The following is a 26,346-nucleotide window of genomic DNA, read 5'->3' as shown; positions in this document are numbered from 1 at the left end:
GTCAGGCCGTGGGGGCGTTCGTCGGCGGCGACGCCCCCTCCGGCTCCTCGAAGATGGCGCGCTGCGCCTCTTCGACGCGGGCGAGGTTCGAGAGCCCGTCGGCCCGGTGGTGCCCGAAGACCCAGTACCGGTAGAGCACGAAGCGGAACGCCGTTCCGAGGCCGAGGCCGACCACGTTCGTCGCGATGTTGTCGGCCATGAGCGTCGTGTAGCCGAGCCAGTGATGGCTGATCCAGAGGCATCCGAGCGCGATCGCCATGCCGCCGAGCGAGACGATCGCGTATTCGGCGAACTCGCGCAGGTAGTTGCGGCGGCGGTGGTTGCGGAACGTCCAGTAGCGGTTGCCCAGCCAGTTGAAGATGATGGCGACGCTCGTCGAGATCGTCTTCGCGCCGATCGCCGATTGCGCCCAGTGGCCTTCGCCGAAGACCCCGAGTCGCAGCAGGTTGAAGAGCATGACGTCGATGACGAGGCCGATGAGGCCGACGACGCCGAACTTCACCGCGTAGGCGAGCAGGCCGTTCCAGAGGCGTTCGAGGGCGCTCGCGAAGCGGGTGGACACCGGCACATCCTATGCGGTCGGGCGCGGCCTAGACTGAACTGGGCGCCCGTACGGGCGCCGATGGCGGCGGTGAACGGAGTGCATGGCGTGCGGGTCGGAGTGATCGGTGGAGGGCAGCTCGCCCGGATGATGATCCCCGCGGCGATCGAACTCGGAGTCGACCTCCGAGTGCTCGCCGAGGCCGAGGGCATGTCGGCCGCGATCGCGGCCGATCGGGTCGGCGACTACACCGACGTCGCGACCGTGCTCGCGTTCGCGCGCGAGGTCGACGTCGTCACCTTCGACCACGAGCACGTGCCGCAGGACGTGCTGCACGCCCTCGTCGACGCGGGCGTGGCGGTGCACCCCGGCCCCGATGCGCTGCGCATCGCGCAGGACAAGCTCGTCATGCGCGAGCGCCTCTCCGAACTCGGCCTGCCGGTGCCCGACTGGGCACGTGTCGAGACGGTCGCCCAGCTCGACGACTTCATCGCCGAGCACGGCGGCATCGCGGTCGTGAAGACGCCGCGCGGCGGCTACGACGGCAAGGGCGTGCGCGTCGTGCGGAGCGCGGGCGAGGTCGCCGAGTGGTTCGCCACGATCGCCGAAGACGGCATCGCCGGAGCCCTCCTCGTCGAGGAGCTCGTCGACTTCCGCCGCGAGCTGGCCCAGCTCGTTGCCCGTCGACCCTCGGGCGAGGTCGTCGCCTGGCCACTCGTCGAGACCGTGCAGGTCGGCGGGGTCTGCAGCGAGGTCATCGCGCCGGCGCCCCGATCGGCTGGCCGGCTCGCGGATGTCGCGGCCGACGTCGCGATCACGATCGCCGAGGGCCTCGGGGTCACCGGGGTGCTCGCCGTCGAGCTCTTCGAGACGAGCGACGATCGGATCCTCGTGAACGAACTCGCGATGCGGCCGCACAACAGCGGCCACTGGTCGATGGACGGCTCGACGACCGGGCAGTTCGAGCAGCACCTGCGTGCGGTGCTCGACCTGCCGCTCGGCGCCACCGGCAGCCGCGACGACTGGTCGGTCATGGTCAACGTGCTCGGCGGGCCGGTCGAAGGCTCGCTCGCCGACCGCTACGCGGCCGCACTCGCCGGCCACCCGACCGTGAAGGTGCACAACTACGGCAAGGCGCCGCGGCCGGGTCGCAAGATCGGACACGTCACGGCGACGGGCGACGATCTCGACGCCGTCGTCTACGAGGCCCGGGCCACGGCGGCGTTCTTCCAGGACTGACGTCGTTGCACAGGCCGCGTGCCCTGCGGTCATCTCCCAGCGCACGGCCCTACACTCGATCAAGTGATTGAGACGAACACCGCACCCCTCGTCGGCGTCGTGATGGGTTCCGACTCCGACTGGAACGTCATGCGCGAGGCATCCGCCCTGCTCGACGAGTTCGGCGTCCCCCACGAGGTCGAGGTCGTCTCGGCACACCGCACGCCTGAGAAGATGATCGCCTACGGCAAGGAGGCGGCCGGGCGCGGTCTCAAGGTCATCATCGCCGGCGCCGGCGGCGCCGCGCACCTGCCCGGCATGCTCGCCTCGGTCACGACGCTGCCCGTCGTCGGCGTTCCCGTGCCGCTCTCGCGGCTCGACGGCCTCGACTCGCTGCTCTCGATCGTGCAGATGCCCGCCGGAGTGCCGGTCGCGACCGTCTCGATCGGCGGTGCCAAGAACGCCGGCCTCATCGCGGTGAAGATCCTCGCGACCGCCGATGGCGCCCTCACGACGGCGCTCGCCGACTACGCGACCGACCTCGCCGCTTCCGTCGAGGAGAAGAACGAACGGCTCAAGCAGAACCGATGACGCTCGCCGCAAGCCCGATCCGCCATCCGGACATCGCCTCGCGCACGGTCATGACCCGCCGTGCGTGGTGGCTCGTCGCGCTCAACTTCCTGATCCCGGGTGCGCCGCAGGTGCTGGCCGGCAACCGGAAGCTCGGCAGGTTCGGCCTCGGGGCGACGCTCGTGCTGTGGACCCTCGTGGTCGTGGGCATCGTGGTCTGGTTCCTCTGGCCCGCGACGCTCTACACCGTCTTCTCGACCTCCGTCACGCTCTGGATCGTCGCCCTCGTGCTCGCGTTCTACGCGGTGCTCTGGGTGATCCTGACGCTCGACACCCTGCGCCTCGTGCGGCTCGTGAAGACCGCGCCGTCGGCACGGGTGTGGGTCGCGGGTCTCACCACCCTCGTGATGGTCGGCCTCTCGGGCGCCGCCGCATACGGCGCCTACTTCGCGACGACGGCGAGCGGCTTCCTCTCCTCGGTGTTCGTGGCCGGCCCGAGCGAGCCGCCGGTCGACGGCCGGTACAACATCCTGCTGCTCGGCGGCGACTCCGGCCCCGATCGCGAGGGCATGCGGCCCGACAGCATGACCGTGGTCTCGATCGACGCCGAGACCGGCCAAGCGGTCACGATCGGCCTGCCGCGCGACCTCGAGTACGTGCCGTTCCCCGAGGACTCGCCGCTCGCGGCCGTCTACCCCGAGGGCTACGGCGCGATCGACGGCTGCGAGGTCGACGTCTGCCAGCTCAACTCGATCTACACCGAGGTCGAGCTGAAGAGCCCCGAGATGTACCCGAACGCCGTCGCCGAGGGCAGCGAGCCCGGCATCGAGGGCGTCAGGGATGCCGCTGAGGGCATCACCGGTCTCGAGATCCAGTACTACGCCCTCATCGACATGCAGGGCTTCCAGCAGCTCATCGACGCGCTCGGCGGAGTCGACATCGACGTCGACACCCGCATCCCGATCGGCGGCGACGAGAACAACGAGGGCGTCGACGGGTGGATCGAGCCCGGCCAGCAGCACCTCGACGGCTACCACGCGCTCTGGTACGGCCGTGCACGCTACGGCACCGCCGGCGGCGACTACGAGCGGATGGCGCGTCAGCGCGTGCTGCAGGAGGCCGTGCTGCACCAGTTCACGCCGACGAACGTGCTCGCGAAGTTCCAGGAGGTCGCCTCCGCCGGTGCCGACACCGTGAAGACCGACATCCCCCAGTCGATGCTCGGCTACTTCGTGAACCTCTCGATGAAGACGAAGGAGCTGCCGATCACCTCGGTCGAGCTCGTGCCGGCGAACGACGTCGATCCCACCGATCCCGACTGGGACTACATCCGCTCGCTCATCGACGAGGCGCTGGTGCCGGCGACCGAGACGCCGACGGAGGAGTGAACCGGGCGTCGAGCGGATGCCGCGGCATCCGCTCGACCGCCTGAGGCTCGAATCGGCTCAGAGGTCGGCGTGCAGTTGCCAGACGCGCTCGGCGGAGTCGCGCCAGCTGAAGGCGTGCGCGCGATCGCTGGCCGTCACGGAGAGGCGCTCGGCGAGGGTCGGCGACTCGACCACGGTGCTGATCGCCGCCGCGAGCCGCTCGGTGTAGCCGCCGCCGATGCCGATCGGCACCGTCAGTCCGCCCTCCGCCGCCACTTCGACGTAGGCGGCGATGTCGGAATGGACCACCGGCAGCCCGAGCGAGAACGCCTCGATGAGCGAGGTGCCCGACCCCTCGTCATGACTCGGCGCGACGAACGCGGTCGCACCCGCCAGGATCACGGACAGGTCTGCCGCGTCGGTGGTGTCGATGGCGTGCACGCGACGCGGGTCGACGCCCGCCTCTTCGGCGACGGTCGCGAGATGCAGCTCGCCCCACGTCGACGGGCCGATGACGACGAGGTCGATGTCGGGCATTCCGGGTCGGCCGAGCGCCTCGAGCAGGTCGAGCACGCCCTTCCGGGGTTCGAGCGTGCCCGTCGCCACGAGGTAGGCCGGCGGCAGCGCCAGCCGCGCCGCGCGGGCGGCGACGTCGGCGGCGTCGGACGGAGCGACCAGGCCCGGACGAGGAGCCGTGCCGATGACCCGCACGCGGTCGCCGAAGTCGGCCACGTTCGCGAGCCGCTCCGCGAGGGCGTGCGTCGGCACCACCACCGCGTCGGCGTGCTTGCGCGCCCGCTTCAGCATGCCCTTGTGCCACGCGACCGACGCGGTCGTGAGGGACTCGGGATGGGTCCACGCGAGGAGGTCGTGCACGGTGACGACGACCTGATCGCCGGAGACGGTGCGGTCGTGCCGGCGGAGCGGGGCGAAGAGCCCGGGGGCGTGGATCATGCCCCCGCCGGGCGAGGTCGTCAGGCCGAGCTGCCATGCCGCGGCGAGCTCTCGGCGGGCGAGCGTCGTCTTGTACAGTCCGGCGAGGCCGGGGAACTCCGATTCGAGGCGCTCGGTGTCGGCAGGGGCCGATGAGGAGACGATGCCCTCGACCTCGCAGCCGGGAGGCGCGACCTGGATCAGGGCGCGCGTGAGGGCTTCGCTGTAGACGCCGAGGGGACCGGGAACCGGCGCGATGACCTGATCGACGATCATGCGGAGGGTCGTGGGCATGGGGCTCCTTCGTGCGTTCGGTGCGCGAGCACCTCGACCAATCTAGCGTCGCGTACCTTGGAATCAGCGGGAATCCAGTGCCTGTGGAGGGAACGGACCGCGCGACAGGGCAAGATGGAGTGTTCCCCGTCCTCGAATCCGAAGAGTCCATGAGTTCGTCAGCAGCAAGCCCTCGCGTGATCGCCGTCGTCGTCGCCTACAACCGGCGCGATCTCCTCGTCGAGGTGCTCGAGGCCCTCGCCGCCCAGCGGCATCCGCTCGCTCGAGTCGTCGTCGTCGACAACGCGTCGACGGATGATTCGGCCGAGGTCGCGCTCGCAGCCGGCGGCCTCGTCGATCTCGTGTCGCTACCGCGCAACACCGGCGGCGCGGGCGGGTTCGCCGCCGGGATGGCCGTCGCACTCGACCGGCATGAGCCCGACTGGCTCTGGCTCATGGACGACGACACCGTGCCGACCCCCGATGCGCTCGCCGCCCTGCTCGCCGCGGTCGACGGCTCCGATGTCGTCGCCGCCGGATCCCGGGTGATCTGGACCGACGGATCCGAGCATCCGATGAACACGCCGCGGGCGAAGCCGTTCGTCTCGAAGGCCGAACGCGTCGCGGCGGCCCGTCGCGGCTCCGTCGCCATCCGCAGCACCTCGTTCGTCTCCATGCTCGTTCGCGCCGACGTCGTGCGCGAGGTCGGGCTGCCGATCGCCGACTACTTCATCTGGAACGACGACTTCGAGTACTCGACGCGGGTGCTGCGCGGTCGCCGCGGCCTGCACGTCCCGGCGTCCGTCGTCGTGCACAAGACCAAGGTGCTCGGCTCGACCGATGCCGACCCGGGACCGCGCTTCTACTACGAAGTGCGCAACAAGCTGTGGATGTTCCGTCGGTCGCAGAGCCTGTCGGCGTTCGAGAAGATGATCTACGGCGCATCCAGCGTGCGACGGTGGATCAGGACGTTCATCCGCTCGTCCGATCGCGCGGTGCTCCGCGACGGCTGGCGGCGCGGCTACCGCGACGGTACGCGCACCCGACCGCGGCCGAACGCGTCGTCACTCGCCGGACTCGGACCGGCCTCCGCGGCGGTCGAGGCGGTGGAGTCGGCGTGAATGCTGCCTTCTCGTTGCTCATGCCGGTCTACCGCGGCGACGACCCCGGTCACTTCTCGAAGGCGTTCTCCTCGAGCGTCGGCGAGCAGACCGTGAAGCCCGCGCAGGTCGTGCTCGTACAGGACGGTCCCGTCGGCGACGAGCTCGCCGCCGCGATCGACCGCGCCGTCGAGTCCAGCCCGGTGCCGGTGACCCGGCATCGCATCGACGAGAACGTCGGCCTCGCCCGAGCGCTCGACATCGGGCTCTCGCTCTCGGAACACGAGATCATCGCCCGCATGGACGCCGACGACATCTCGCTGCCCGAACGGTTCGCACGCCAGCTGCCGGTCGTCGAGGGCGGTGTCGACCTCGTCGGCACCGGCATGTTCGAGTTCCTCGACGACGGCGGTGCCATCGTCGCACGTCGCACACCGCGCACCGGGCACGAGGAGATCGCGCGGTACGCGCGGTTCCACGATCCGTTCAGCCACCCGACCGTGATGTACCGGCGCAGCGCCGTGCAGCGCGCCGGCGGCTACCAGCCGCTCGGGCTCATGGAGGACTACTGGCTGTTCGCGCGCATGATCGACGCCGGGGCATCCGTCGACAACATCCCCGACCCGCTCGTGATGTATCGCGTCGGGGCGGGCGCGTACGCGCGCCGTGGCGGCCGGGCCCAGTGGCGCAGCGAGCTCGAGCTGCAGCGCGCGCTGCGGGGCATCCGCTTCACGAGCCGTTGGGAGTACCTGCGCAACGTGAGCGTGCGCGGGGTCTACCGCTTCGTCCCCGAAGGCGTGCGCAAGGTCGCCTACCGGCGACTCATCGCGAGGGGCTGACCGCACCCGACCGCGGAAGTCGCGGTCGGGTGCGATGCGCGCGACGCGTCACTCGGCGTCGTCGAACTCGTAGACGTGGACCGGTGTGTCCTTCCACTGGATCACGTCGCGCTCGACGAGACAACTCTGAGGCAGCTCGTCCCGCGACATCACCGTCGTCAGCTCGGGGTACGACTCGTGAAGACTGCAGGGGTTCGCGGTGATCGTGACGACGTTGTAGCTCGTCGATTCGATCTGGACGCCCGGCTCCTCGGTCCAGACGATGCGGATGCGGCTGCCGCCGCGATTCCAGGCCGCCTCCGCGGAACCCTCGGGATCGAGCCGCTCCCACTGCTCGGCTCGCGGACCTGACGGCTGCGGTCCCGAGAGCGAGGGCAGTCCGTTGGCGAGCATGATCGCATCCATGGCCCGGAAATCGCTGGCCCAGACCTCGCCCGCTGCACGAACGTCGTCCGATGCCGCGGCGAAGTAGCGCGCCGGATCCGAGTCCCGGTATCCGCCGAGCCCGACCGTGATCGGATTGACCGTCGCCGAAACTGCCCCAGCGAGGAGCGCGACGACGGCGATCGCCCAGACCCGGTCTCCCCAACGGACCATGAGGAACGCGGCCGCACCCGACAGGATGCCGGCGATCCAGACCGCGGTCGTCGACATGTCGGGAATGAGGAACCGCTGCAGGAGGGAACCCGCATACAAGCCGATCGCCGCGACGACCACGGCGATGCCGGCCGCGCGCGACGTGCTCGTGCGGATGCGGGAGAGCATCAGGCAGAGCACCAGGACGCCGATGATGCCGACGACCTGGGCGGCGCGTTGCGACGGCACCTGGCTGAAGATCGGAAGCCGGGCACTCGCCTCGCCGAATGCCAGCGAGGCCCAGGCGAGCCACACGAGCCCCCAACCGAAGAGGATGCCGACCGGCAGCCAGAGACGCCATTCGCGCTTCACGAGGCGCACGAAGGCTCCCGTGACGAGCAGCGCGATCATGACGAACGCGACCGTCCACGAAACGGCGAGCTCGCTCTTGTTGGTGACCCCGCCGTACGAGGTCAGGGCGCCGCGATCGACCGCGAGCGCCGACGGAGCCCCGAACAACATCTCGAAGATCGTCGGGGTCGAGGGGAGTCGGCGGTCACCCGGGTAGAGCGTGTTCCCCATCGCCACGAGTCCATCGCGGACATCGGCCAGCATGCCGATCACCAGGAGGATGGTGAGCAGGCCCACCCCGACGAGATAGCCCCAACGGAGCTTCGCCCCCGCCTCGCGATCCATGAGGATCAGCAGAGCGCTCATGATGAGGAGTGGAACGCCGAGCAGCAGCGACCAGAGCAGATACGCAGAGGGAATCCCCGCGAGCAGGATCGCCGCGAGGATGCCGAACGGCAGGGCGCGCCAGATCCGGCCCGCGGCGATCCGCCGGTACCCGGCGATCAGGGCGACGCAACCCGCGAGGGTGAATCCCATGACGTTGACGGGCTGGAGGGACCACCACGCGACCGCGGGCGACGCCGCGATGAGGAGGCCGGCGAGCCAGCCGAGCCTGCTGCCGAAGCCGAGCTGACGGAACCAGATCGGCATGCACGCGAGGAACAGGATCGTCGGCAACCACCAGTGGAGGCTGAACAGGATCGCGTCGGGGATGATCCCCGAGAGGCGGAGGAGCGTTCCGTCGAAGAAGACGAGCGCCCCGATCGGCCCGCCTTCGCTGTAGCGCATGGCGAGGCCCGCCTGCTCGGCGAGCGGGGGGAACGACGGCAATCCGTTCGTCGACATGATCGACAGGAACGTGGGCGTGCCGCCGAGGTACTCGTCCCAGCGGATCTCCTGAGCGTTGCCGCCCAGGATTCCCTCGCGGCCCCCCACCGTCTGCTGCAGGTAGTCCTGGGTGAGGTTGGACGTCGTCGTACCGGTGAGCACGAGCACTGCGAAGACCGCGAAGAGCACGACATGCGCCCAGCGGTCGTTCACGCTCAACCACACGATCACGCGCGTCGACCAGATCCGGAACGAGCTGCTCGGAGCGCCGGTCCGCGTCGATTCAGTCATCCGCTACCGCTCCGTGGCCAGATAGTGCGAGAGAGAGTCCTCCACCGGCGTCGTCGCGAAGCCCGTCTCCGCCAGCTTCGCGAGGTCGAGCACGCTGTTCCGAGGTCGCGGTGCGACGGGGGTCGTCGCGGCGGCGAAGTAGTCCTCGGTGGTGACCGGGGACACTCTGGCGGGGTCGTGGCCGCCGAGTTCGAAGACCCGTCGCGCGACGTCGGCCCACGACATCGGGTCCCCGGATCCCGAGAGGTTGTACATGCCGTACGAGGGGCGCGTCTCGAGGAGATGGCGGATGCCCCGGGCGAGGTCGTCGGTGAACGTGAGTCGGCCGACCTGGTCGGAGACGACCTTCGGATCGACACCCCGCTCCGCGAGCGAGGCCATCGTGGACACGAAGTTCCTGCCCTCGCCGATGACCCATGACGTGCGGACGACGTAGTGGCGCGGCACGGTCGACACGATCGCGTCGCCGGCGGCCTTCGTCTGTCCGTACACGCCGAGGGGGCAGACCGGATCGTCTTCGCGGTAGGGGCGGTCGAGCGCCCCGTCGAACACGTAGTCGCTCGAGACATGCACGAGCGTGATGCGGTTGGCAGCCGCCAGACGTGCGAGCGCCGAGACACCGGTCACGTTCGCGGCCCAGGCGTCGCGACGCCCGTCGGGCGTCTCGGCGAGGTCGACGGCGGTGTAGGCGGCCGCATTGACGATGGCGGTGTAGTCGCCCCAGTGGCGTGCGTGCTCGAGATCGTTCGAGGTGAGGTCGAGATCGGCTCGTCCCGCGAATTCGATCCGACCGGAATCGCCGAACTCGGCGCGAAGCGCCTGGCCGAGTTGCCCACCGGCACCGACGACCAGGATCTTCTGGGGAGGCACTGGCGTGACCTCAGCGAGGCGGGGGTGCGCGAGGTCCTTCGCCGACACCTCCGCTTCGGAGAGTGCGATCGGCCAGGGCACGTCGGCGGTCTCGTCGGCGAGGTTGAGGAAGGTGTACTGCGCGTCGGGCGACCAGTGGTCGTTGACGAGATACGTGTAGGCCGTGTCCGGTTCGAGCGTCTGATACGCGTTGCCGACGCCTCTCGGCACGAAGATCGCCCGAGACGGATCGAGCTCGGTCGTGAACACGGCACCGAACGTGGGACCCTCGCGAAGGTCGACCCACGCGCCGAAGATGCGCCCGGTGGCGATCGAGACCCATTTGTCCCATGGCTCGGCATGGATGCCCCGGGTCGTGCCGACGGCGTCGTTGAACGAGATGTTGTTCTGGACGGGGCCGAAGTCGGCGAGCCCGAGCCCGGTCATCTTCTCGCGCTGCCAGTTCTCCTTGAACCAACCGCGATTGTCGCCGTGCACGGGCAGCTCCCAGACGGTCAGCCCGGGGATCGGCGTTTCGATGCTGCGGAGCTGCTTTCCGAACTCCGCCACTACTGCCCCTTCGACGCGTAGAACGCCTCGGTCGCGTCCTTGGCGGGAGCCCACCATGCCTCGTTCTCGCGGTACCAGTCGATGGTCGCGGCGAGCCCGGCATCGAAATCGCCATAGCGAGGCTGCCATCCGAGCTCCGCACGGAGCTTGGAGGAATCGATCGCGTAACGCAGGTCGTGGCCCGCTCGATCGGTCACGTGATCGTACGCATCACGAGGCTGCCCCATGATCTCGAGGATCAGTTCGACCACCTGCTTGTTGTTGCGCTCGCCGTCGGCACCGATGAGGTACGTCTCGCCGATCGCGCCCCGCTCGAGGATGGTGAGCACGGCCGACGAGTGATCGTCGGCGTGGATCCAGTCGCGCACGTTCTCGCCGGCGCCGTACAGCTTCGGTCGGATGCCGCGGACGACGTTCGTGATCTGCCGCGGGATGAACTTCTCCACGTGCTGGTACGGGCCGTAGTTGTTGGAGCAGTTCGAGAGCGTGGCCTGCACGCCGAACGAGCGCACCCAGGCGCGCACCAGGAGGTCGCTGCCCGCCTTCGTCGACGAGTACGGCGACGAAGGGTTGTACGGCGTCGATTCGGTGAATCGTTCGGGATCATCGAGCTCGAGGTCGCCGTAGACCTCATCGGTCGAGATGTGGTGGAAGCGCGTGCCGTGTCGACGTGCCGCCTCGAGCAGCGTGTAGGTGCCGATGATGTTGGTGTCGAGGAACGGTCGCGGGTCATGCAGCGAGTTGTCGTTGTGCGACTCAGCCGCGTAGTGCACGACGGCATCCGCCTGGCCGACGAGTTCATCGACCACGGAGGCATCCGTGATGTCGCCGTGCACGAAGGAGAGCCGATCGGCCGGGATGCCGTCGAGCGACGCGCGGTTGCCCGCGTAGGTCAGCTTGTCGAGGACCGTCACGTCGTGGTCGGTGTGGTCGATGACGTGGTGGACGAAGTTGGAACCGATGAAACCGGCGCCTCCCGTCACGAGCAGCCGGGTCATGCATGGCCCCTTTCCAGAGTGTCGAGCAGGTAGGTGCCGTAACCCGATTTCACGAGCTTCTCGGCGCGTTCGCGGAGGCCGTCGTCGCTGAGGAAGCCCTGCCGCCATGCGACCTCCTCGGGGACGCCGATCGACAGGCCGGTGCGGCGCTGGATCGTGCGGACGTACTCGGCGGCGTCGGTCATCTGGTCGAAGGTGCCGGTGTCGAGCCAGGCCGTGCCGCGGGGGAGCACCTCGACCTGCAGCTTCTCCCGCTCGAGGTATGCGCGGTTGATGTCGGTGATCTCGTACTCGCCGCGAGGACTCGGCTTCAGGCCGCGGGCGATCTCGATGACGTCGTTGTCGTAGAAGTAGAGGCCGGGAACGGCGTAGTTGCTCCGGGGTACGGCCGGCTTCTCCTCGAGGGACACCGCGCGGCCGTCGGCATCGAACTCGACGACGCCGTAGGCCTGCGGATCGGCGACCCAGTAGGCGAACACCGCACCACCGTCGATATCGGTGTAGCGCTTGAGCTGCGTGCCGAGGCTCGGGCCGTAGAGCAGGTTGTCGCCGAGGACGAGCGCGACCTTGTCGTCGCCGATGAAGTCGGCGCCGATCGTGAAGGCCTGCGCGAGCCCGTCGGGAGAAGGCTGCTGAGCGAACGTCAGGGAGATGCCGAACTGCGACCCGTCGCCCAGCAGGCGTTCGAAGAACGGGGCGTCGTGCGGCGTCGTGATCACGAGGATCTCGCTGATCCCGGCCAGCATGAGCGTCGACAAGGGGTAGTACACCATCGGCTTGTCGTACACGGGAATCAGCTGCTTCGAGACTCCGAGCGTGATGGGATGAAGTCGTGTGCCCGAGCCGCCTGCGAGAATGATGCCTTTCACGAGCACCTATCCTCTCATGTGGGGAGTGATCGCACCGACCGGGGCCGGCGAGGCCGCGAATCGGGGCAGATAGGATGGGCACGTGGTGGACGAATGGCGTGGACAGGCGACCGCGTCCGCACAGATCGCGGTCCACTCGACCCGGGTCGCCCTCGTGAGCCGGAGCGCCGCTGAGCGCTCGGCACGCCGGGATCGGGCGACTGCGGGCGATTCGTGAACGCCGATCCGGTGGGCGACGCTCCGATGGACGAGCCTCGCCGACCGGCCGAACGCCGGTCTCGCGGGCTCATCCTGATCCTCGCGGCGACGGCGGTCGCCGGGGCGTTCGGCTACCTCATCCAGCTCCTGGCTCCCGCCCTGCTCGACGATGCCGAGTCGTATCTCGCCTTCACGGTGTTCTGGTCGACGCTCTACCTCTTCAGCGCAGCGGTCGGCGGAACCCAGCAGGAGGTGACGCGCGCGACGCGACGTTCGGACGTGCCGGTTCACACGCCGACACTGCGCACGTTCACCCTCATCGCTGCAGCGATCCTGGCCGTCGTCGCGGTCATCGTGGGGCTGGCCCTGGGGCCGGTCGCATTCGCTGCGGCACCGGTGGCCATGACCGGCGCCTTCGCCATCGGCCTGATCGGGTACCTGCTCACTGCGGTCCTGTCCGGGGTGCTGTACGGTCTCTCGCTCTGGCGCCCGATCGCGCTCGTCATGGTCATCGACGCGGTCCTGCGCGGTGTGGCGGTCGGGCTGGGGCTCCTCCTGAACGCGCCGCCCGGGCTGCTGGCGTTCCTCGTCGCGGCGCCGTTCGCGCTCACCTTCGGCATCGTCTGGATCGGGTTCCGCAGAGAGGTCGTCGGCAACTACCGTCTCGACGTTCCCGCGGCCCGCCTGAGCGTGAACGCCCTCGGCACCGTCACGGCCGCGGCAGCGACCGGAATCATGGTCACCGGGCTGCCGATGCTCCTCCGCACGCTGATGCCGACGTTCCCCGCCGAATCCCTCGCGGGACTCGTGCTCACGATCACGCTCACGCGCGCTCCGTTGATCATCCCGCTCATGGCGCTGCAGAGCTTCCTCATCGTCGACTTCCGCGACGCAGGCAAGCGGGTCCGGCCCAGGCTCGTCAAGTACGCGGTCCTGACCGCGCTCGTCACCGCGCTCCTCGCCCTGGCCGCATGGCTGTGGGGGCCCTGGCTCGTCGAGCTCCTGTCCAGCGGTCGCTACAGCGTCGAGCCGTACGTCGCCGCAGCCGTCATGGTGAGCGGCGGTCTCGTCGCGATCCTCTGCCTGACGGGACCTGCGGTCTTGAGCGAGGGGCGCCACGCGCCGTACATCGCCGGATGGGTCGGAGCCGCCGTGGTCACGATCGCAGCGCTCCTCCTGCCCCTCGATCCGATGACCCGAACCATCGTCGCGCTCCTGGCTGCTCCGATCGTCGGGATCGCCATCCACGTGTTCGGCATCAAGCCGGGCGGGACGGCAGCGGACGGGGCGACCCCGCCGGCCGAGGTCGGGCGGGTCGGGTGACCCGCGCGAGTGCCCGAGACCGTCGTCACGTCCAAGTTATGATCGGTACATGACCAGCCGACGTCCCACCGTGAGCGTCTGCATGGCCACTTACAACGGCGAGCGGTACGTGGTGGAGCAGATCGAGTCGATCCTGCCGCAGCTCGCGGCCGAGGACGAACTCGTCGTCGTCGACGACGCGAGCCGCGACCGCACCGTCGAACTCGTGCGCGCGATCGACGATGCTCGCATCCGCTTCGTGCAGCTCGAGAAGAACGTCGGCTACGTGCTCGCGTTCCAGCAGGCGATCTCGATCGCGCAGGGCGCACTGATCATGTTCTCGGATCAGGATGACGTCTGGGCGGAGGGGAGGGTCGACGCGCTCGCGGCGGCGCTGGAGTCCGGATCCGTGGCGGCGTCGAATCTCGCACTCTTCCCATCGCGAGAGCCCCTCACCTCGCCGCTCACCGGTCGGGAATGGCGGCTGCGCGCCAGCGACTCGAGCAAGTCGGTTCGGAACGTGGTCCGCGTGCTCATCGGCGACGCACCGTACTACGGGTGCGCGATGGCGATTCGCAGTGAGTTCCGCGACGTCGCACTCCCGTTTCCCGAGTACCTCGTGGAATCGCATGATCTCTGGATCGCTGTCTCGGCGAACGTGAATCGGACGATGCGTCATGTCGAGGACGTCACGATCCTGCGGCGGCTGCACGACTCGAACGCGTCTCCGGCGAAGCCGCGCGGTGTTGGGGCGGTGATCCGTTCGCGGATCATGCTGCTGCGCGCTGTCGGCACGGCGACACGGCGACGGAACCGTCAGCGGCGACGCGCGTAGGTCCGGTCGGGGCCGCAATCGCTCCGAGCCGAGGGTCGGAGCACCGAGCACCGATCGCCGAACGGGTCGGCAGCGCCCACGCCGCGCCGGCGCCGAATGACGATCAGTGCGGACGCTACTCGGGGTTCGTCGGCAGATCGGGCTCGTCGCGCGACGACGGCGTGAGCTGATCGATCCGACGTGAGAGCCGATCCACCTCGGCATTGAGGATGGCGGTCTCTTCCGCGACTCGTCTGATCTCGTCCTCGGCCTGCGAGATCTCCCACGAGAGGTGGAGGCTCACGCCGAGGAGGAGGACGATCGCGAGCGAGAAGAGGAGGTTCGAGGGCACCTGCACGCCGAGTGCGCCGGTGAGCCACTCGAGCAACTGCGGGAAGAGGCCGAGGATGAGCACCGCGACGCCGATGACGATCCAGAGGATCGCGTACTTCTCCCGCAGCTTGCGACGGAGCAGCATCGAGATGACGATGGTGAGCAGGATGACCGCCAATGCGATCCCGAAGGTGACGATCATGTCGTGGTTCCTCGTGTAGTCTTCCTGGGTCTCATGAGTGCCAGCCCGAGCGCGAAGACCGATCGCAGCAGGTAGACCGTCGCACCCATCGGGTTCTGGCTGGGGTTGCCGTGGGCTCTCGGTCGCATCGCGACGGGAACCTGGGTGACCGTGAGGCCGGCGTGCACCGCTGCGACGAGCGAGTCGACGGTGTCGCCGAGGTACTCGGCGGGGTAGTAGCGCACGTACTGCTCGATCGCCTTGTGGTTGGCGGCGCGGAATCCCGAGGTGACGTCGGTGAGTCGGGTGCCGGCGACGTTCGTCATCACGCCGGCGAGGAAGAGCATCGCCCACCGTCGCGGGCCCCGCACCTCGTACGCGCCCTTGTCGGCGAATCGAGCGCCGATGGAGATGTCCGCGTGTTCGAGGCCGTCCAGCACGTGGCGGATCTCAGCGGGATCGTGCTGTCCGTCGGCATCGACCTGGATCGCCGCGTCGTAGCCGTGGCGCTGCGCGTAGGTGAAGCCCGCGCGCATCGCTCCTCCGACCCCGAGGTTGATGGGAAGCGGGATGACGGTGGCGCCGGCGTCGCGCGCGACGCGGGCGGTGTCGTCGGTCGAGCCGTCGTCGACCACGACGATGTCGAGCCCCGCCGAACGTTCTCGGATCTCCCGAACTGTGTTGCCGACATTGGCCTGTTCATTCCACGCCGGAACGATGACCAGTACGCGGTCGAGAGAGTCATTCATGATGAATCGAGCATATCAACGACGCCCGCGCGTGCTCTGCGAACGAGCCGCCGTGGGATCATGGATCGGTGACCCTCGACATCATGATGCCGTTCTACGGTCGTATCGATCACTTCAAGCTCGCGGTCGAGAGCGTGCTCGCTCAGTCCGACCCGGACTGGCGTCTGACGATCATCGATGACGTGTACCCCGACCCCAGCGCCGGAGCATGGGCGGCGGCGATCGCCGACGCACGCGTCACCTACCTGCGCAACGACATCAACCTCGGGGTCAGCGGGAACTTCCACAAGGCGGTGTCGTTGATGCGCGAGCGACGCGCGGTGATCATGGGATGCGACGACGTCATGCTCCCCGGTTTCGTCGGGCGCGTCCGGCAGATCGCGACGGCGTTCCCCGACGCCGCGATGATCCAGCCCGGGGTCGAGGTCATCGATGCCGATGGCGCCGTGCACCGTCCGCTCGCGGATCGGGTGAAGGCGCTGTACGCCCCTCGCGGCACCGGGATGCGGACGCTCGAAGGCGAGCAGATGGCGAAGAGCCTCTTGCAGGCGAACTGGCTCTACTTCCCCTCGATCGTCTGGGACGTCGAGCGGCTGAAGCGGTATGAGTTCCGCGCCGATCTCAACGTCGTGCAGGATCTCGTCATGCATCTCGAGTTCGCGAAGGACGGGGGCCTTCTCGTTGCGGACGACGAGATCGTCTTCCGATACCGACGGCACGGCGGTAGCGTCTCCGCGGTGACCGGTCCCGACGGTTCGAAGTTCGCCGAGGAACGACAGGTGTTCCGGGAGGCGGCGCGCGACATGGATGCGCTGGGCTGGCATCGTGCGGCGCGTGCGGCGCGCGTGCACCTGAGTTCGCGCCTGCACGCAGCCGCAGACCTCCCGAAAGCCGTGCTCGCCCGTGACGGCGAGGGCTTCAGGAGTCTCGCACGTCACACCTTCGGCGGCCTCGGCGCCGGCTGAGCCTCAGTCGCCGTCGAGCTCGAGCGACCGCGACCATGCCTCGGCCGACGTGATCGAGCCGAGATCGGCTCGATACCGCGCTGCGAGCGTGCTCCACTGTCTGCGCGATCGAAGGTTCAGCCGCAGCGAATCCCTGAGGTACCGACGGAACAGCTTGGGATCGCGGACGTGCCACGTGACTCCCGAGCCCTCGGCGTTGCTGATGAGCACGCTGTCGTGGTTCGGCACCTCGAACCACCGGGCGTCCTGATACGGCAGGTGCGCGGCAGGGCGCACTCCCGCGTCCGCCGCGGGCCGGCTGAAGGCGTGGCGCCACGCGGTCCGCAGCGACCAGGTGAGGAGGCGGGGACCGCGGGGCCGAGGGTCGGCGCGTCCGGGCGTCACCTCGACGGCACGAGCCGGCAGGAGCGGCAATCGGCTGGAGTCGCGGATGAGCGTGGACTCGCGGAAGTCCGCACCGAGCGCGCGCACGCGCGGCAACCGGTCGACCATGTCGGTGTGCAACTGGGCCGGACCCTCGAACACGTTTCGCAGGGCTGCATGGCGCATCGCGACGGTGTAGTAGTCCATGGTGAAGAGGTTCTTCACATCGAGCGCGAAGTTCTCGCGCCACAGCTTGCCGCCGTTGCGGGCCGGTGAATGGAGGAGCGCGGCGACGAGTCGGTTGCGTGCGTGGAAGAACGCCTGCCAGTCATGGGAGTCGTCTTTGTCGACCCATGAGACGTGCCACACGGCGGCGCCGGGAAGGCTCACGGTCGCATACCCGTGGTCCCTGGCGCGCAGGGAGTACTCCGCGTCATCCCACTTGATGAAGACCGGGATCGACAACCCGATCTCCTTGATGATCGACACGGGGATGAGCGACATCCACCAGCCGTTGTAGTCGACGTCGAAGCGGCGGTGCAGCCACGGGGTCTGGCGGAGGTTCGACTCCGCGAGATCGTGCCGGGACGGCGTGAGCGCACCCCAGTTGAACGTCTGGGGCTCGACCCCCTCGGCGTAGGCGTGGAGCTTCGACTTGTCGTACATGTCGAACATGTGACCGCCGACGATGGTGGGCGAGACGCAGTGATTCGCGAAGACGATCGCCCGTCGCAGGCTCTCGGGCTCGATCTCCACGTCGTCGTCGAGGAGGATCACGTAGTCGGACTCGCCGGCCTCGACGGTCTCGAGCATGCCGCGCGAGAACCCGCCCGAGCCTCCGAGGTTGGCCTGCTCGATGACGCGAAGACGCTCGCCGAGCCGTTGCGTCGCGAGCGCGTAGCCGGGGTTCTCGACGATGCGCTCGCTGCCCTGATCGACGACCTGCACGCGGTCGATGAGGGCCATCGTGTCGGCGTCGCCGCCGATCTCGGCGAGGAGCTTCGTGCAGTAGTCGCCTCGATTGAGCGTCGTGATCGACACGGTCGCCGTGCCGCCGCTGTCGACCGACTCTCCGTCGAGGGCGAGCCAGTCCGCCTGCACGACGGAGAGGGGACGGTCGGCGGCGATGAGGTCGAACCAGAGCCATCCGCCGTCGAGGTAGGAGTTGAAGGGCAGCTCGAACTCGGTCGTGGCGGGCCCGTCGACCTCGACGCCGTCGAGACGCTGGATCACGCCTCGTGCATTCGAACGGAAGACGATGATCCGCCCGGCGCCCTCGGTCTCGATGCGCAGGCGAGTGCCCGTGAGCGTCGTCCAACGCGCCCAGTAGCTGGCAGGGAAGGCGTTGAAGTACGCGGCCAGTGAGACCGACTCGAATGCGGGGAGCTCGACTCCGCGGCGCCCTCGAAGCCAGGCCAGCCCGCTGTGCGAGGACTTCCTGGTCCCCGTGCCCGACGCGGTGTCGAGGTAGAGGGGGAGCGCCTGCGGGTCTCCGTGTTCGGGGAAGATCACGCGCTGCAGCACGACGGGGTGCGGAGTCATGGATTCCTTAGGGCTCTCGGTGGGCGGGCTCGCCGAGCGACGAACCAGGGGTCAGCTGAACGACGGCCTCAGTCGATTGTCGAACATCGACAGCGCCGCGCCGATCGCCATGTGCATGTCGAGGTACTGGTACGTGCCGAGTCGGCCTCCGAACAGCACATCGGGCTCGGACTTGGCGAGTTCGCGATAGGCGAGGAGCTTCTCCCGGTCGCTCGGGGTGTTGACCGGGTAGTAGGGCTCGTCGGACCGTTCGGCGAAGCGGGAGAACTCGCGCATGACGATCGTCTTGTCGACCGGGTAGTCGCGTTCGGGGTGGAAATGCCGGAACTCGTGGATGCGCGTGAACGGCGCGTCGGGGTCGGCGTAGTTCATGACCGAGGTTCCCTGGAAATCGCCGACGGGCAGCACCTCTCGCTCGAAGTCGAGCGTGCGCCATGCGAGCTCGCCCTCCGAGTAGTCGAAGTACCGGTCGATCGGACCGGTGTAGACGATCGGGACGGTGCCTGCGAGCGCGCGCTTGTTGATCGGCTGGGACTCGTCGAAGAAGTCGGTCGAGAGCCGGACCTCGATCAACGGGTGGTCGGCCATGCGTTCGAGCCACGCCGTGTACCCGTCGACCGGGAGCCCTTCGTGGTCGTCGTTGAAGTACCGGTTGTCGTACGTGTAGCGCACGGGGAGCCGGGAGATGATCTCCGCGGGAAGCTCCCGCGGGGGCGTCTGCCACTGCTTGGCCGTGTAGTCGCGGATGAACGCCTCGTAGAGCGGCCGCCCGATGAGCGAGACCGCCTTCTCCTCGAGGTTCTTCGCGTCGCCGGCTTCGATCTCCGAGGCCTGGGAGGCGACGAGCGCTCGCGCGGCGTCGGGTCCGTGTGCGGATCGGAAGAACTGGTTGATCGTGCCCAGGTTGATGGGCAACGGGAACACCTCGCCGCGGTGCGTCGTGTACACCTTGTGCACGTACGACGTGAACTCGGTGAATCGGTTGACGTACTCCCACACCCGCGGATTGGAGGTGTGGAAGAGGTGCGCTCCGTATCGGTGGACCTCGATGCCCGTCTCGGGGTCGATCTCGCTGTAGGCGTTGCCGCCGATGTGGTCGCGTCGGTCGATCACGAGAACCCGCTTGCCGAGCTCGGTCGCGCAGCGTTCGGCGATCGTGAGTCCGAAGAAGCCGGATCCGACCACCACCAGATCGACATCTTTCGCCAAGGCGATTCTCCGTTCGGTAGGCATGTGCCGGGCCAGGGGCGGCCGACCCTCGATTGTACCCGCGGACGTGCTGGGGCCAGCGACCTCGACCGCGGCCAGCGTGTTCTCCCACCGTCGCCGGCAACGCTCCCTAGCATTGACGCAGTCGATTCCCTTGGGGTCGAATGGAGTCGATGCTGTGGGTGGACAGCAAGAAGACGGGGGTCGGTCGATGCGTTGGCAAAGACTGTGCGGCGTTCTGACGGCGGCAGCGATCGCGACGAGTGCGCTCGTCGCGTTGCCGCTGGCGCTGGGTTCCGCGCCCGAAGCCGCGGTCGCTGCGGACGCACGCCAGTTCGACCCGGGCAACATCATGAGCGACGAGATCTTCTACGCGCCGGGCACGATGTCGGTCGCGCAGGTGCAGGCGTTCCTCGTGGCGAAGGTGCCGAGCTGTCGCGCGGGCTACGTCTGCCTGAAGGACTTCCGCCAGAACACGACGTCTCAGCCCGCCCGCAGTGAGGGGTGCGCAGCGATCACGGGCCGCACGTCCGAGACGGCCGCCTCGATCATCGTGCGGGTGTCGACGGCATGCGGGATCAGCCCGAAGGTGCTGCTCGTGCTGCTCGAGAAGGAGCAGGGCCTCGTGAGCGACACGTGGCCGACGGCACGACAGTACCGATCGGCGACCGGCTACGGATGCCCGGACACGGCCGACTGCGACACGACCTACTACGGGTTCTTCAATCAGGTCTATCACGCGTCCTGGCAGTTCAAGAAGTACCGGGCTCGTCCGGACGGGCGGGGCTACGTCGCCGGGCAGTGGAACACGATCGCCTGGAATCCGAATGCCGCGTGCGGCTCGTCGCGCGTCTTCATCCAGAACCAGGCGACGGCCGGTCTCTACCTCTACACGCCGTACCGTCCGAACGCCGCCGCGCTCGCGAACCTCTACGGCACCGGCGACGGATGCTCGGCCTACGGCAATCGCAACTTCTGGCGGATGTACACCGACTGGTTCGGCAGCACGAAGGGGGCGCCCAGCACGCTGGTACGGGCCGAGACCGGGACCGAGGTGTTCCTGCTCTCCGCCGGCGTGAAGCACCATGTGCTCGGTGCCGACTACGCCGAGTTCCTCGCCGTGCTCGGACCCCGACAGCTCGTGAGCCAGGCGTTCCTCGATTCGATGCCCACGGGGCGCGTCGCATCGCTGTTCGTCAAGAACGCGCGCACGGGGGAGATCGCCCTCATCCAGGACGGGGCGACGCACCGGTTCTCCTCGTGCGCGCTCGTCGCGATGTGGGGCGACGGATGCGGCGACGGATACCTGACGATCACCGACGACATCTTCACGCGGTTCAGGGTCGGTGGTCCGATGACCAAGTTCGCCAAGGACGCGTCGGGCGCGACGCGCATGATCGAGGGCGCGACGGCGTTCACCCTCGTCGGTTCGGCGTCGACCGCGTTCAACGGCGGCGCGAAGCCGTACGAAGCGCGGATGCAACCGGCCGTGCTCGCCCGCTATGCGAACGGTCGCACGCTCGCCGCCCCGAACTCGTTCGTGAAGTCGGCGACCTCGAGCGAGGTGCTGTACGTCGACGGGCGGAGTCGCACGTACCACCTTCCGGATTGGACGTTCGCTGCGGAGTACGGAATCGCAAGGACCTACACCACGGTGTCCGACGACGTGCTCTCGGGATACTCACGAGCCGGTGAGGTCGGCCTGCTCGCCAGTTGCGGCACGACCGTGTACTCGGCGGCCAGCGGCAGGCTCATGAGGATCGCGAGCGGCGACACCGGTGGGCTCCCCGTCATGCAGCTCGAGAACGAGACCTGCGCCCTGCTTCCGAAGTCGGCGGCCGTGGTCACCGGCCAGCTCTTCCTGCAGGCGAAGGGGGCGCCGGAGGTCTACGTCATGCACGAGGGCACCCTCCGTCACATCACCTCGCCCGCCCAGTTGACCGCCCAGAACAACGGAACGAGCCCCGCGATCATCGGCGTGTCCTCCTCGACGCTGCAGCGGTATCCGAAGGGGGCCGCCGCGATGCCGATCGGTAGGTTCGTCACGTTCCCGGACGCGCCCGAGGTGTTCCTGGTCAACGGGTGGGAACTCGTCCACCTGCCACGATGGTCGCTCGCCACCGAGTACCGTCAGCCGCGCACCCTGAGCCCGGTCGCCGCAGACGCCCGCGAGGGCTACACGCGTGCGGTCGCTCCGCTCGGCACGTACGCGAAGTGCGGTCCCAGCAACGTCTACGCCGTCACTGGCGGCAGCATGCGGGTCGTCAGCCAGGTCGCGCTCGCGGGCAACGCGTTCACGCGGCTCCATCCCTCGATCTGCGCGACGATCCCGACCGCGGGTTCACCCATCATGACGCCCCTCTTCCTCTCCTCCGGCGGCAGCTACCGAGTGGCGGTCGCGGGCGGGTTCGCGCCCATCGGAGCGGCGGCGATGCGCGAAGCGAACGCCGGCGCAGCACCCGCGCCGCTGCCCGTTGCCGCTGACACGCTCGCGGTGCTCCCGCCTCGCGGGGCGGCTCCCGCTCCGGGCACGCTCATCCGCGCATCGAATTCGAACGCGGTCGTGTTCGTCGACGGCTCGGCGAAGCACGCCCTGCCGAACTGGGGTGTTGCGGCGGATCTCGGCGTCGCCGGCCGCTATTCGATCGTTCACCCTGCTGAACCGGCGCTGCTCGGCTCGGAGTCGCCGGCACTCGGCGTCTTCGTCCAGTGCGCCGACCGGAGCTACGTCGCGTCCGCCGGCGTGCTGCGCCCGGTTGCGCCCGCGCTCATCGCCGGCTTCCCGCTGACGGCGTTGCGGCCCGAATCGTGTGCGGCGCTGAGCATCAGCGGCAGCGAGATCGTGCGCGACCTCTACCTCAAGGATGCTTCGACCGGTGCGGTCTACCGCCCGGCGGCCGGAAAGCTCGTCGCCGTCGGCACCTCGGCGCCGCCCGCCGGTGCGAGCGTCCTGGTGCTCGACTCGCGCACCATCGCGGGGCTTCCGCGCGGCTGACGCACGACGGTCGCGCAGATTTCTCGGCTAGTATGCCGTGGGGCTTCGGACTGACGGGAGCCCTTTTGATTTGGAGACAACCCACATGACATCTGGCGACCTGACGGGGTTCGTCACCCCCGGGCGCGGTCGCGGCATCCTCGACGTTCTGGGCCACGGCTATCTGCTCCGGCTCCTGATCCGCAAGGGAACCGCGACGCGTTATCGCAACTCCGTCCTCGGCTGGACGTGGTCGTATGTGAAGCCCGCCGCGCAGTTCTTCATCTACTACTTCGTGATGGGCGTGGTGCTGCAGTTCCACCGCGACGTCGAGAACTTCGCGGTCTACCTCTTCGCCGGCGTCGTCGCCATCAACCTGTTCAACGAGGCGTTCGGCAATGCGACGAGTTCCATCGTCGACAACCGTGCCCTGGTGCGCAAGATCTACCTGCCGCGCGAGCTGTTCCCGATCGCGTCGATCATCATCGCGTTCATCCACTTCCTGCCCCAGGTCGCGATCCTCCTGCTCGCGTGCATCCTGCTGGGCTGGACTCCGACCCTCCTCACCCTCGGCGCATTCCTGCTGGGCCTCCTCATCGTGCTGATGATGAGCCTCGGCCTCGGACTGTTCTTCGGGGCGCTGAACGTCCGGTATCGCGATGCGCAGAACTTCGTGGAGATCATCCGGATGCTCTCGACCTGGGCCTCTCCGGTGCTGTACACGATCACGATGGTGCAGGCGTCGCTCCCCGAGTGGGCGTTCCGGCTCTACATGCTGAACCCGCTGACCACGTCCGTCGAGCTGTTCCACTTCGCATTCTGGGCGCCGACCACCAGCGCGGCGGACTTCGCCGACACGCTCGCGCCGAGCATCGGCACCGACATCCTCACCTCGGTCGGGATCGGCGTGGTCCTGATCATCATCGGGCAGCTCGTCTTCCGCCGGTTCGAACGGAGCTTCGCACAAGACCTATGAGCGAGATCATCACGCAGCATCGCCCCAGCATCATCGTCGAGGGCGTGCGCAAGACATTCCAGATCAGGCACACGCATTCCCTGAAGGAGGCGTTCGTCTCCTGGGTCAAGCGCAAGAAGGTCGGATCGACCCCGTTCCACGCACTCGACGAGGTGAGCTTCACCGTCGCCGAAGGCGAGAGCGTCGCGCTGCTCGGCTACAACGGTTCCGGGAAGTCGACCCTCCTCAAGCTCGTCTCGGGCGTGCTCGAACCCGACTCGGGTCGAGTCCTCACCCGCGGCAGGGTCGCCGGACTCATCGAGGTCGGCGCTGGCTTCCACCCCGATCTCTCCGGTCGCGAGAACGTCTATCTCAACGCAGCGATCCTCGGCATGAACAAGTCCGAGATCGATGAACGCTTCGACGACATCGTCGCCTTCTCCGAGATCGGCGAGTTCATCGACCAGGAGGTGAAGCACTACTCATCGGGTATGTTCCTTCGCCTCGCGTTCTCGGTCGCGATCCACGTCGAGCTCGATGTGCTGCTCGTCGATGAGATCCTCTCCGTCGGCGACGCCCCGTTCCGCCAGAAGTGCACCGAGAAGATCCACGAACTCGCGCAGGCGGGCAAGACGATGCTCATCGTCAGTCACAACATGGGGATGGTCCAAGAACTCTGCGAGCGCGGTGTGGTCATCCGCAAGGGGCGCAAGGTCTTCGACGGCCCGATCGTCGAAGCCGTCGAGGCCATGAACGCCAAATGAGCTCATCCAAGCGAGTACTTCGCATCGATCCCGCGCTGCTCGAGGGGGTCGGAACGATCGACGTGCTGTTCGACGGACGCCGTGTCTGGTCCGTCGGCACCGACGACATCCCCGAGGGCCGGTTGGTCTGGCCGAAGACGATGCGTTCGTACTTCGACGGCCGAACCGAGGTGAGCATCCGGGACTCCGCGAACAGCGAGGAGCTCGTCACCACCGAACTGCGGTTCGGACGGTCCGAACGTCGCATCGAGCTCCGCGACGCAGCCGGGCGGCCGCTCGCGATGAACAAGTGGCAGCGCCTCGGCCCGGTCTTCGAGGGCGGCAACGTCGAACTGCGCGAACGACTTCTCGAGAACGCTCGCTCGCTCGTGGCGCTGCTCGAGCGCGAGGCGTTCGACGTCTACATCGTCGGCGGGAGCCTTCTCGGTTACATGCGCACCGGAGGGCTGCTGCCCCATGACGACGACATCGACCTCGCCTTCCTGAGCAAGCATTCGCACCCCGCCGATATCGCCCTCGACAGCTATCGCATGGAGAGTGCGCTCGCTCGCGCCGGCATGACGGTGGTGCGGCACAGCCTGACGCACCTCGAGATCGACTTCTTCGACGACCAGGGGCATGTCGAGCACTACGTCGACATCTTCACCGGCTACTTCCGCGACGGTCTGTACTGCCAGCCGTTCGCGCTGCGGGGACCCGAGGTCACGCCCGCCGACCTCCTGCCTGTGCAGCGGGTGGAGGTCGACGGAGTCACGCTGCCCGCCCCGAAGCGACCGGAAGCGTGGCTCGAGTACGCGTACGGGCCGAACTGGCTCGTGCCCGATCCCTCGTTCGTCTTCAACACCTCGCAATGGACCCGGCGACGCTTCGAGAACAACTTCGGGGTGTACAACCGGGCTCGTGTCTACTGGGAGAAGCGCTATCTCTCCCTCGACGGCGTCCAGCCGAAGGCGCCCGACGAGGCGGGTGTCGTCGCGTGGGCCGAGGCGCTGCCCGACGGCGCCGCGGTGCTCGACCTCGGCTGCGGTACCGGCGAGTCCACGAACCTGATCGCCTCGACCGGGCGACGCGTGATGGGGATCGATTTCAGTCACGAGGCGCTCTCGATCGCCTCGAAGAACGCCGTGCCCGGTGCGACGTTCGCCTACACGAATGTGAACGACCGCCACGCGCTGTTCGCACTCGGTGCCAGCATGCTCGCGACCGGTGAGGTCTGGCATGTGCGCATTGCCGACGTGATCCACGGGCTGACTCTGGCCAACCGTCAGGCGCTGTTCGAGTTCCTCGAGCTCGTGCTGCGCGGTGGCGCCGTCGCCTGGGGCACCACCTACACCGACCTTCCGGCCTGGTACGAGCGCGGGGATCCGACCAGCTGGCACTACCCGGAGGAGTGGTTCGAGGACGAGCTCTCCAAGCATGCGTTGAGCGTCGAGTTCGTCTCGAACGGTCGGCAGGAGACGCAGCGAGGTCGCCGAGACCAGGTGGAGTTCTTCGTCCGTTCGACCCGGACGTCCACGACCGACAATGGAGACCGTTGATGAAGAAGTACATCGAGCGCTTCGCCGCCCGAACGATGCCCAGCGCCTACAAGAACCTGCGGATGCTCGCGAGGGTCAACGCGTCCGATGAGACGATGCTCGCGCGAGTGATCGCATACGAGGAAGAAGTGCGAGAGCTTCGCGCCGAACTCAACGAAGTCCGTCGTGACAATCGCCGTGTCGTCGAACTCTACGATCTCGTCTTCGCACGCCTTCGGGACGACATGCCGCTGCGGGCCCAGCCGCTGCCGACGAACGCGCAGAACGACTGAACCCGCTCGGGCGA

Annotated in this window: 23 protein-coding genes; 13 read left to right on the top strand and 10 right to left on the bottom strand. The window is 68.1% G+C overall.

What is annotated here, in order from left to right; all coding sequences use genetic code 11:
* Position 1: 1 nt before the first annotated feature.
* Complete coding sequence (locus tag BJY17_RS06500; protein WP_179550640.1) at positions 2 to 562, bottom strand: GtrA family protein; 561 nt, start codon at positions 560 to 562, stop codon at positions 2 to 4.
* Positions 563 to 631: 69 nt separating this feature from the next.
* Here BJY17_RS06500 and BJY17_RS06495 point away from each other — a divergent pair, with 69 nt between their 5' ends.
* The 3 genes from BJY17_RS06495 (at position 632) to BJY17_RS06485 (ending at position 3,717) form a co-directional block, all read left to right on the top strand.
* On the top strand, positions 632 to 1,780 hold the full coding sequence (locus tag BJY17_RS06495; RefSeq protein WP_322789765.1) for a 5-(carboxyamino)imidazole ribonucleotide synthase: 1,149 nt from the start codon (positions 632 to 634) through the stop codon (positions 1,778 to 1,780).
* Between the two features lie 102 nt (positions 1,781 to 1,882).
* Entirely contained in the window at positions 1,883 to 2,350 is a 468-nt protein-coding gene (gene purE, locus BJY17_RS06490) for a 5-(carboxyamino)imidazole ribonucleotide mutase (RefSeq protein ID WP_179552746.1), read from the top strand.
* Complete coding sequence (locus BJY17_RS06485; RefSeq protein ID WP_179550638.1) at positions 2,347 to 3,717, top strand: LCP family protein; 1,371 nt, start codon at positions 2,347 to 2,349, stop codon at positions 3,715 to 3,717. The genes purE and BJY17_RS06485 overlap by 4 nt, the downstream gene beginning before the upstream one ends.
* A 57-nt stretch (positions 3,718 to 3,774) precedes the next feature.
* On the opposite strand, the gene BJY17_RS06480 is transcribed toward BJY17_RS06485, so the two are convergent.
* A complete protein-coding gene (locus BJY17_RS06480) occupies positions 3,775 to 4,923 on the bottom strand; it encodes a glycosyltransferase family 4 protein (protein ID WP_179550637.1) in 1,149 nt (382 codons plus the stop codon).
* Between the two features lie 149 nt (positions 4,924 to 5,072).
* Between BJY17_RS06480 and BJY17_RS06475 the strand changes: the two genes are divergently transcribed.
* Both BJY17_RS06475 and BJY17_RS06470 read left to right on the top strand, forming a co-directional pair.
* Positions 5,073 to 6,023: a glycosyltransferase gene (locus BJY17_RS06475; protein WP_179550636.1), complete on the top strand. Its 951-nt coding sequence runs from the start codon at positions 5,073 to 5,075 to the stop codon at positions 6,021 to 6,023.
* Entirely contained in the window at positions 6,020 to 6,841 is an 822-nt protein-coding gene (locus tag BJY17_RS06470) for a glycosyltransferase (RefSeq protein WP_322789764.1), read from the top strand. Before BJY17_RS06475 ends, BJY17_RS06470 begins: the two co-directional genes overlap by 4 nt.
* A gap of 48 nt (positions 6,842 to 6,889) precedes the next feature.
* Here the strand turns inward: BJY17_RS06470 and BJY17_RS06465 are convergent, their stop codons facing one another.
* From BJY17_RS06465 to rfbA, 4 genes are read right to left on the bottom strand one after another with little or no spacing between them, the layout of a single operon-like run.
* Entirely contained in the window at positions 6,890 to 8,887 is a 1,998-nt protein-coding gene (locus BJY17_RS06465; protein ID WP_179550635.1) for a DUF7657 domain-containing protein, read from the bottom strand.
* A gap of 3 nt (positions 8,888 to 8,890) precedes the next feature.
* On the bottom strand, positions 8,891 to 10,306 hold the full coding sequence (locus tag BJY17_RS06460) for a sugar nucleotide-binding protein (RefSeq protein WP_376865801.1): 1,416 nt from the start codon (positions 10,304 to 10,306) through the stop codon (positions 8,891 to 8,893).
* Positions 10,306 to 11,304, bottom strand: a complete 999-nt coding sequence (rfbB, locus tag BJY17_RS06455; protein ID WP_179550633.1) for a dTDP-glucose 4,6-dehydratase — start codon at positions 11,302 to 11,304, stop codon at positions 10,306 to 10,308. The genes BJY17_RS06460 and rfbB overlap by 1 nt, the downstream gene beginning before the upstream one ends.
* Entirely contained in the window at positions 11,301 to 12,173 is an 873-nt protein-coding gene (gene rfbA, locus BJY17_RS06450) for a glucose-1-phosphate thymidylyltransferase RfbA (protein WP_179550632.1), read from the bottom strand. The genes rfbB and rfbA overlap by 4 nt, the downstream gene beginning before the upstream one ends.
* 243 nt (positions 12,174 to 12,416) lie before the next feature.
* Here rfbA and BJY17_RS06445 point away from each other — a divergent pair, with 243 nt between their 5' ends.
* Positions 12,417 to 13,694, top strand: coding sequence for a hypothetical protein (locus BJY17_RS06445; protein WP_179550631.1), 1,278 nt, complete (start codon positions 12,417 to 12,419; stop codon positions 13,692 to 13,694).
* 49 nt (positions 13,695 to 13,743) lie between these two features.
* Positions 13,744 to 14,508, top strand: coding sequence for a glycosyltransferase (locus BJY17_RS06440; RefSeq protein WP_179550630.1), 765 nt, complete (start codon positions 13,744 to 13,746; stop codon positions 14,506 to 14,508).
* 115 nt (positions 14,509 to 14,623) lie between these two features.
* Here the strand turns inward: BJY17_RS06440 and BJY17_RS06435 are convergent, their stop codons facing one another.
* Entirely contained in the window at positions 14,624 to 15,022 is a 399-nt protein-coding gene (locus BJY17_RS06435; RefSeq protein ID WP_179550629.1) for a DUF2304 domain-containing protein, read from the bottom strand.
* Positions 15,019 to 15,750, bottom strand: a complete 732-nt coding sequence (locus BJY17_RS06430) for a glycosyltransferase family 2 protein (protein ID WP_179550628.1) — start codon at positions 15,748 to 15,750, stop codon at positions 15,019 to 15,021. The genes BJY17_RS06435 and BJY17_RS06430 overlap by 4 nt, the downstream gene beginning before the upstream one ends.
* 68 nt (positions 15,751 to 15,818) lie before the next feature.
* Here BJY17_RS06430 and BJY17_RS06425 point away from each other — a divergent pair, with 68 nt between their 5' ends.
* The gene (locus tag BJY17_RS06425) at positions 15,819 to 16,715 is read left to right on the top strand and encodes a glycosyltransferase family 2 protein (RefSeq protein WP_179550627.1); all 897 of its coding nucleotides are present in this window, start codon (positions 15,819 to 15,821) and stop codon (positions 16,713 to 16,715) included.
* 3 nt (positions 16,716 to 16,718) lie between these two features.
* On the opposite strand, the gene BJY17_RS06420 is transcribed toward BJY17_RS06425, so the two are convergent.
* Positions 16,719 to 18,620: a glycosyltransferase gene (locus tag BJY17_RS06420; protein WP_179550626.1), complete on the bottom strand. Its 1,902-nt coding sequence runs from the start codon at positions 18,618 to 18,620 to the stop codon at positions 16,719 to 16,721.
* A 51-nt stretch (positions 18,621 to 18,671) separates the two neighbouring features.
* Positions 18,672 to 19,829, bottom strand: a complete 1,158-nt coding sequence (gene glf, locus BJY17_RS06415; protein ID WP_246303670.1) for a UDP-galactopyranose mutase — start codon at positions 19,827 to 19,829, stop codon at positions 18,672 to 18,674.
* 211 nt (positions 19,830 to 20,040) lie between these two features.
* Here glf and BJY17_RS06410 point away from each other — a divergent pair, with 211 nt between their 5' ends.
* The 5 genes from BJY17_RS06410 (at position 20,041) to BJY17_RS06390 (ending at position 26,332) form a co-directional block, all read left to right on the top strand.
* Entirely contained in the window at positions 20,041 to 22,824 is a 2,784-nt protein-coding gene (locus BJY17_RS06410; protein ID WP_179550624.1) for a hypothetical protein, read from the top strand.
* A gap of 85 nt (positions 22,825 to 22,909) precedes the next feature.
* A complete protein-coding gene (locus tag BJY17_RS06405) occupies positions 22,910 to 23,779 on the top strand; it encodes an ABC transporter permease (RefSeq protein ID WP_179550623.1) in 870 nt (289 codons plus the stop codon).
* A complete protein-coding gene (locus BJY17_RS06400) occupies positions 23,776 to 24,522 on the top strand; it encodes an ABC transporter ATP-binding protein (RefSeq protein ID WP_179550622.1) in 747 nt (248 codons plus the stop codon). Before BJY17_RS06405 ends, BJY17_RS06400 begins: the two co-directional genes overlap by 4 nt.
* On the top strand, positions 24,519 to 26,060 hold the full coding sequence (locus BJY17_RS06395) for a methyltransferase domain-containing protein (protein WP_179550621.1): 1,542 nt from the start codon (positions 24,519 to 24,521) through the stop codon (positions 26,058 to 26,060). Before BJY17_RS06400 ends, BJY17_RS06395 begins: the two co-directional genes overlap by 4 nt.
* Positions 26,060 to 26,332, top strand: a complete 273-nt coding sequence (locus BJY17_RS06390) for a hypothetical protein (RefSeq protein ID WP_179550620.1) — start codon at positions 26,060 to 26,062, stop codon at positions 26,330 to 26,332. The genes BJY17_RS06395 and BJY17_RS06390 overlap by 1 nt, the downstream gene beginning before the upstream one ends.
* Positions 26,333 to 26,346: the final 14 nt, after the last annotated feature.

The organism is Agromyces hippuratus (assembly GCF_013410355.1).
Lineage (GTDB): Bacteria > Actinomycetota > Actinomycetes > Actinomycetales > Microbacteriaceae > Agromyces > Agromyces hippuratus.
The sequence above is the reverse complement of the archived record's forward strand: the minus strand, read 5'-3'. Positions and strand labels throughout refer to the sequence as shown.

Excerpts from the sequence above, each read along its gene's own strand:
- BJY17_RS06485 (WP_179550638.1), top strand. The coding sequence starts at position 2,347 with ATGACGCTCGCCGCAAGCCCGATCCGCCATCCGGACATCGCCTCGCGC.
- rfbB (WP_179550633.1), bottom strand. The coding sequence starts at position 11,304 with ATGACCCGGCTGCTCGTGACGGGAGGCGCCGGTTTCATCGGTTCCAAC.
- BJY17_RS06440 (WP_179550630.1), top strand. The coding sequence starts at position 13,744 with ATGACCAGCCGACGTCCCACCGTGAGCGTCTGCATGGCCACTTACAAC.
- BJY17_RS06480 (WP_179550637.1), bottom strand. The coding sequence starts at position 4,923 with ATGCCCACGACCCTCCGCATGATCGTCGATCAGGTCATCGCGCCGGTT.
- BJY17_RS06420 (WP_179550626.1), bottom strand. The coding sequence starts at position 18,620 with ATGACTCCGCACCCCGTCGTGCTGCAGCGCGTGATCTTCCCCGAACAC.
- BJY17_RS06410 (WP_179550624.1), top strand. The coding sequence starts at position 20,041 with ATGCGTTGGCAAAGACTGTGCGGCGTTCTGACGGCGGCAGCGATCGCG.
- BJY17_RS06390 (WP_179550620.1), top strand. The coding sequence starts at position 26,060 with ATGAAGAAGTACATCGAGCGCTTCGCCGCCCGAACGATGCCCAGCGCC.
- BJY17_RS06475 (WP_179550636.1), top strand. The coding sequence starts at position 5,073 with ATGAGTTCGTCAGCAGCAAGCCCTCGCGTGATCGCCGTCGTCGTCGCC.
- purE (WP_179552746.1), top strand. The coding sequence starts at position 1,883 with ATGGGTTCCGACTCCGACTGGAACGTCATGCGCGAGGCATCCGCCCTG.
- BJY17_RS06445 (WP_179550631.1), top strand. The coding sequence starts at position 12,417 with ATGGACGAGCCTCGCCGACCGGCCGAACGCCGGTCTCGCGGGCTCATC.
- BJY17_RS06395 (WP_179550621.1), top strand. The coding sequence starts at position 24,519 with ATGAGCTCATCCAAGCGAGTACTTCGCATCGATCCCGCGCTGCTCGAG.
- BJY17_RS06435 (WP_179550629.1), bottom strand. The coding sequence starts at position 15,022 with ATGATCGTCACCTTCGGGATCGCATTGGCGGTCATCCTGCTCACCATC.
- BJY17_RS06465 (WP_179550635.1), bottom strand. The coding sequence starts at position 8,887 with ATGACTGAATCGACGCGGACCGGCGCTCCGAGCAGCTCGTTCCGGATC.
- BJY17_RS06405 (WP_179550623.1), top strand. The coding sequence starts at position 22,910 with ATGACATCTGGCGACCTGACGGGGTTCGTCACCCCCGGGCGCGGTCGC.
- BJY17_RS06400 (WP_179550622.1), top strand. The coding sequence starts at position 23,776 with ATGAGCGAGATCATCACGCAGCATCGCCCCAGCATCATCGTCGAGGGC.
- BJY17_RS06430 (WP_179550628.1), bottom strand. The coding sequence starts at position 15,750 with ATGAATGACTCTCTCGACCGCGTACTGGTCATCGTTCCGGCGTGGAAT.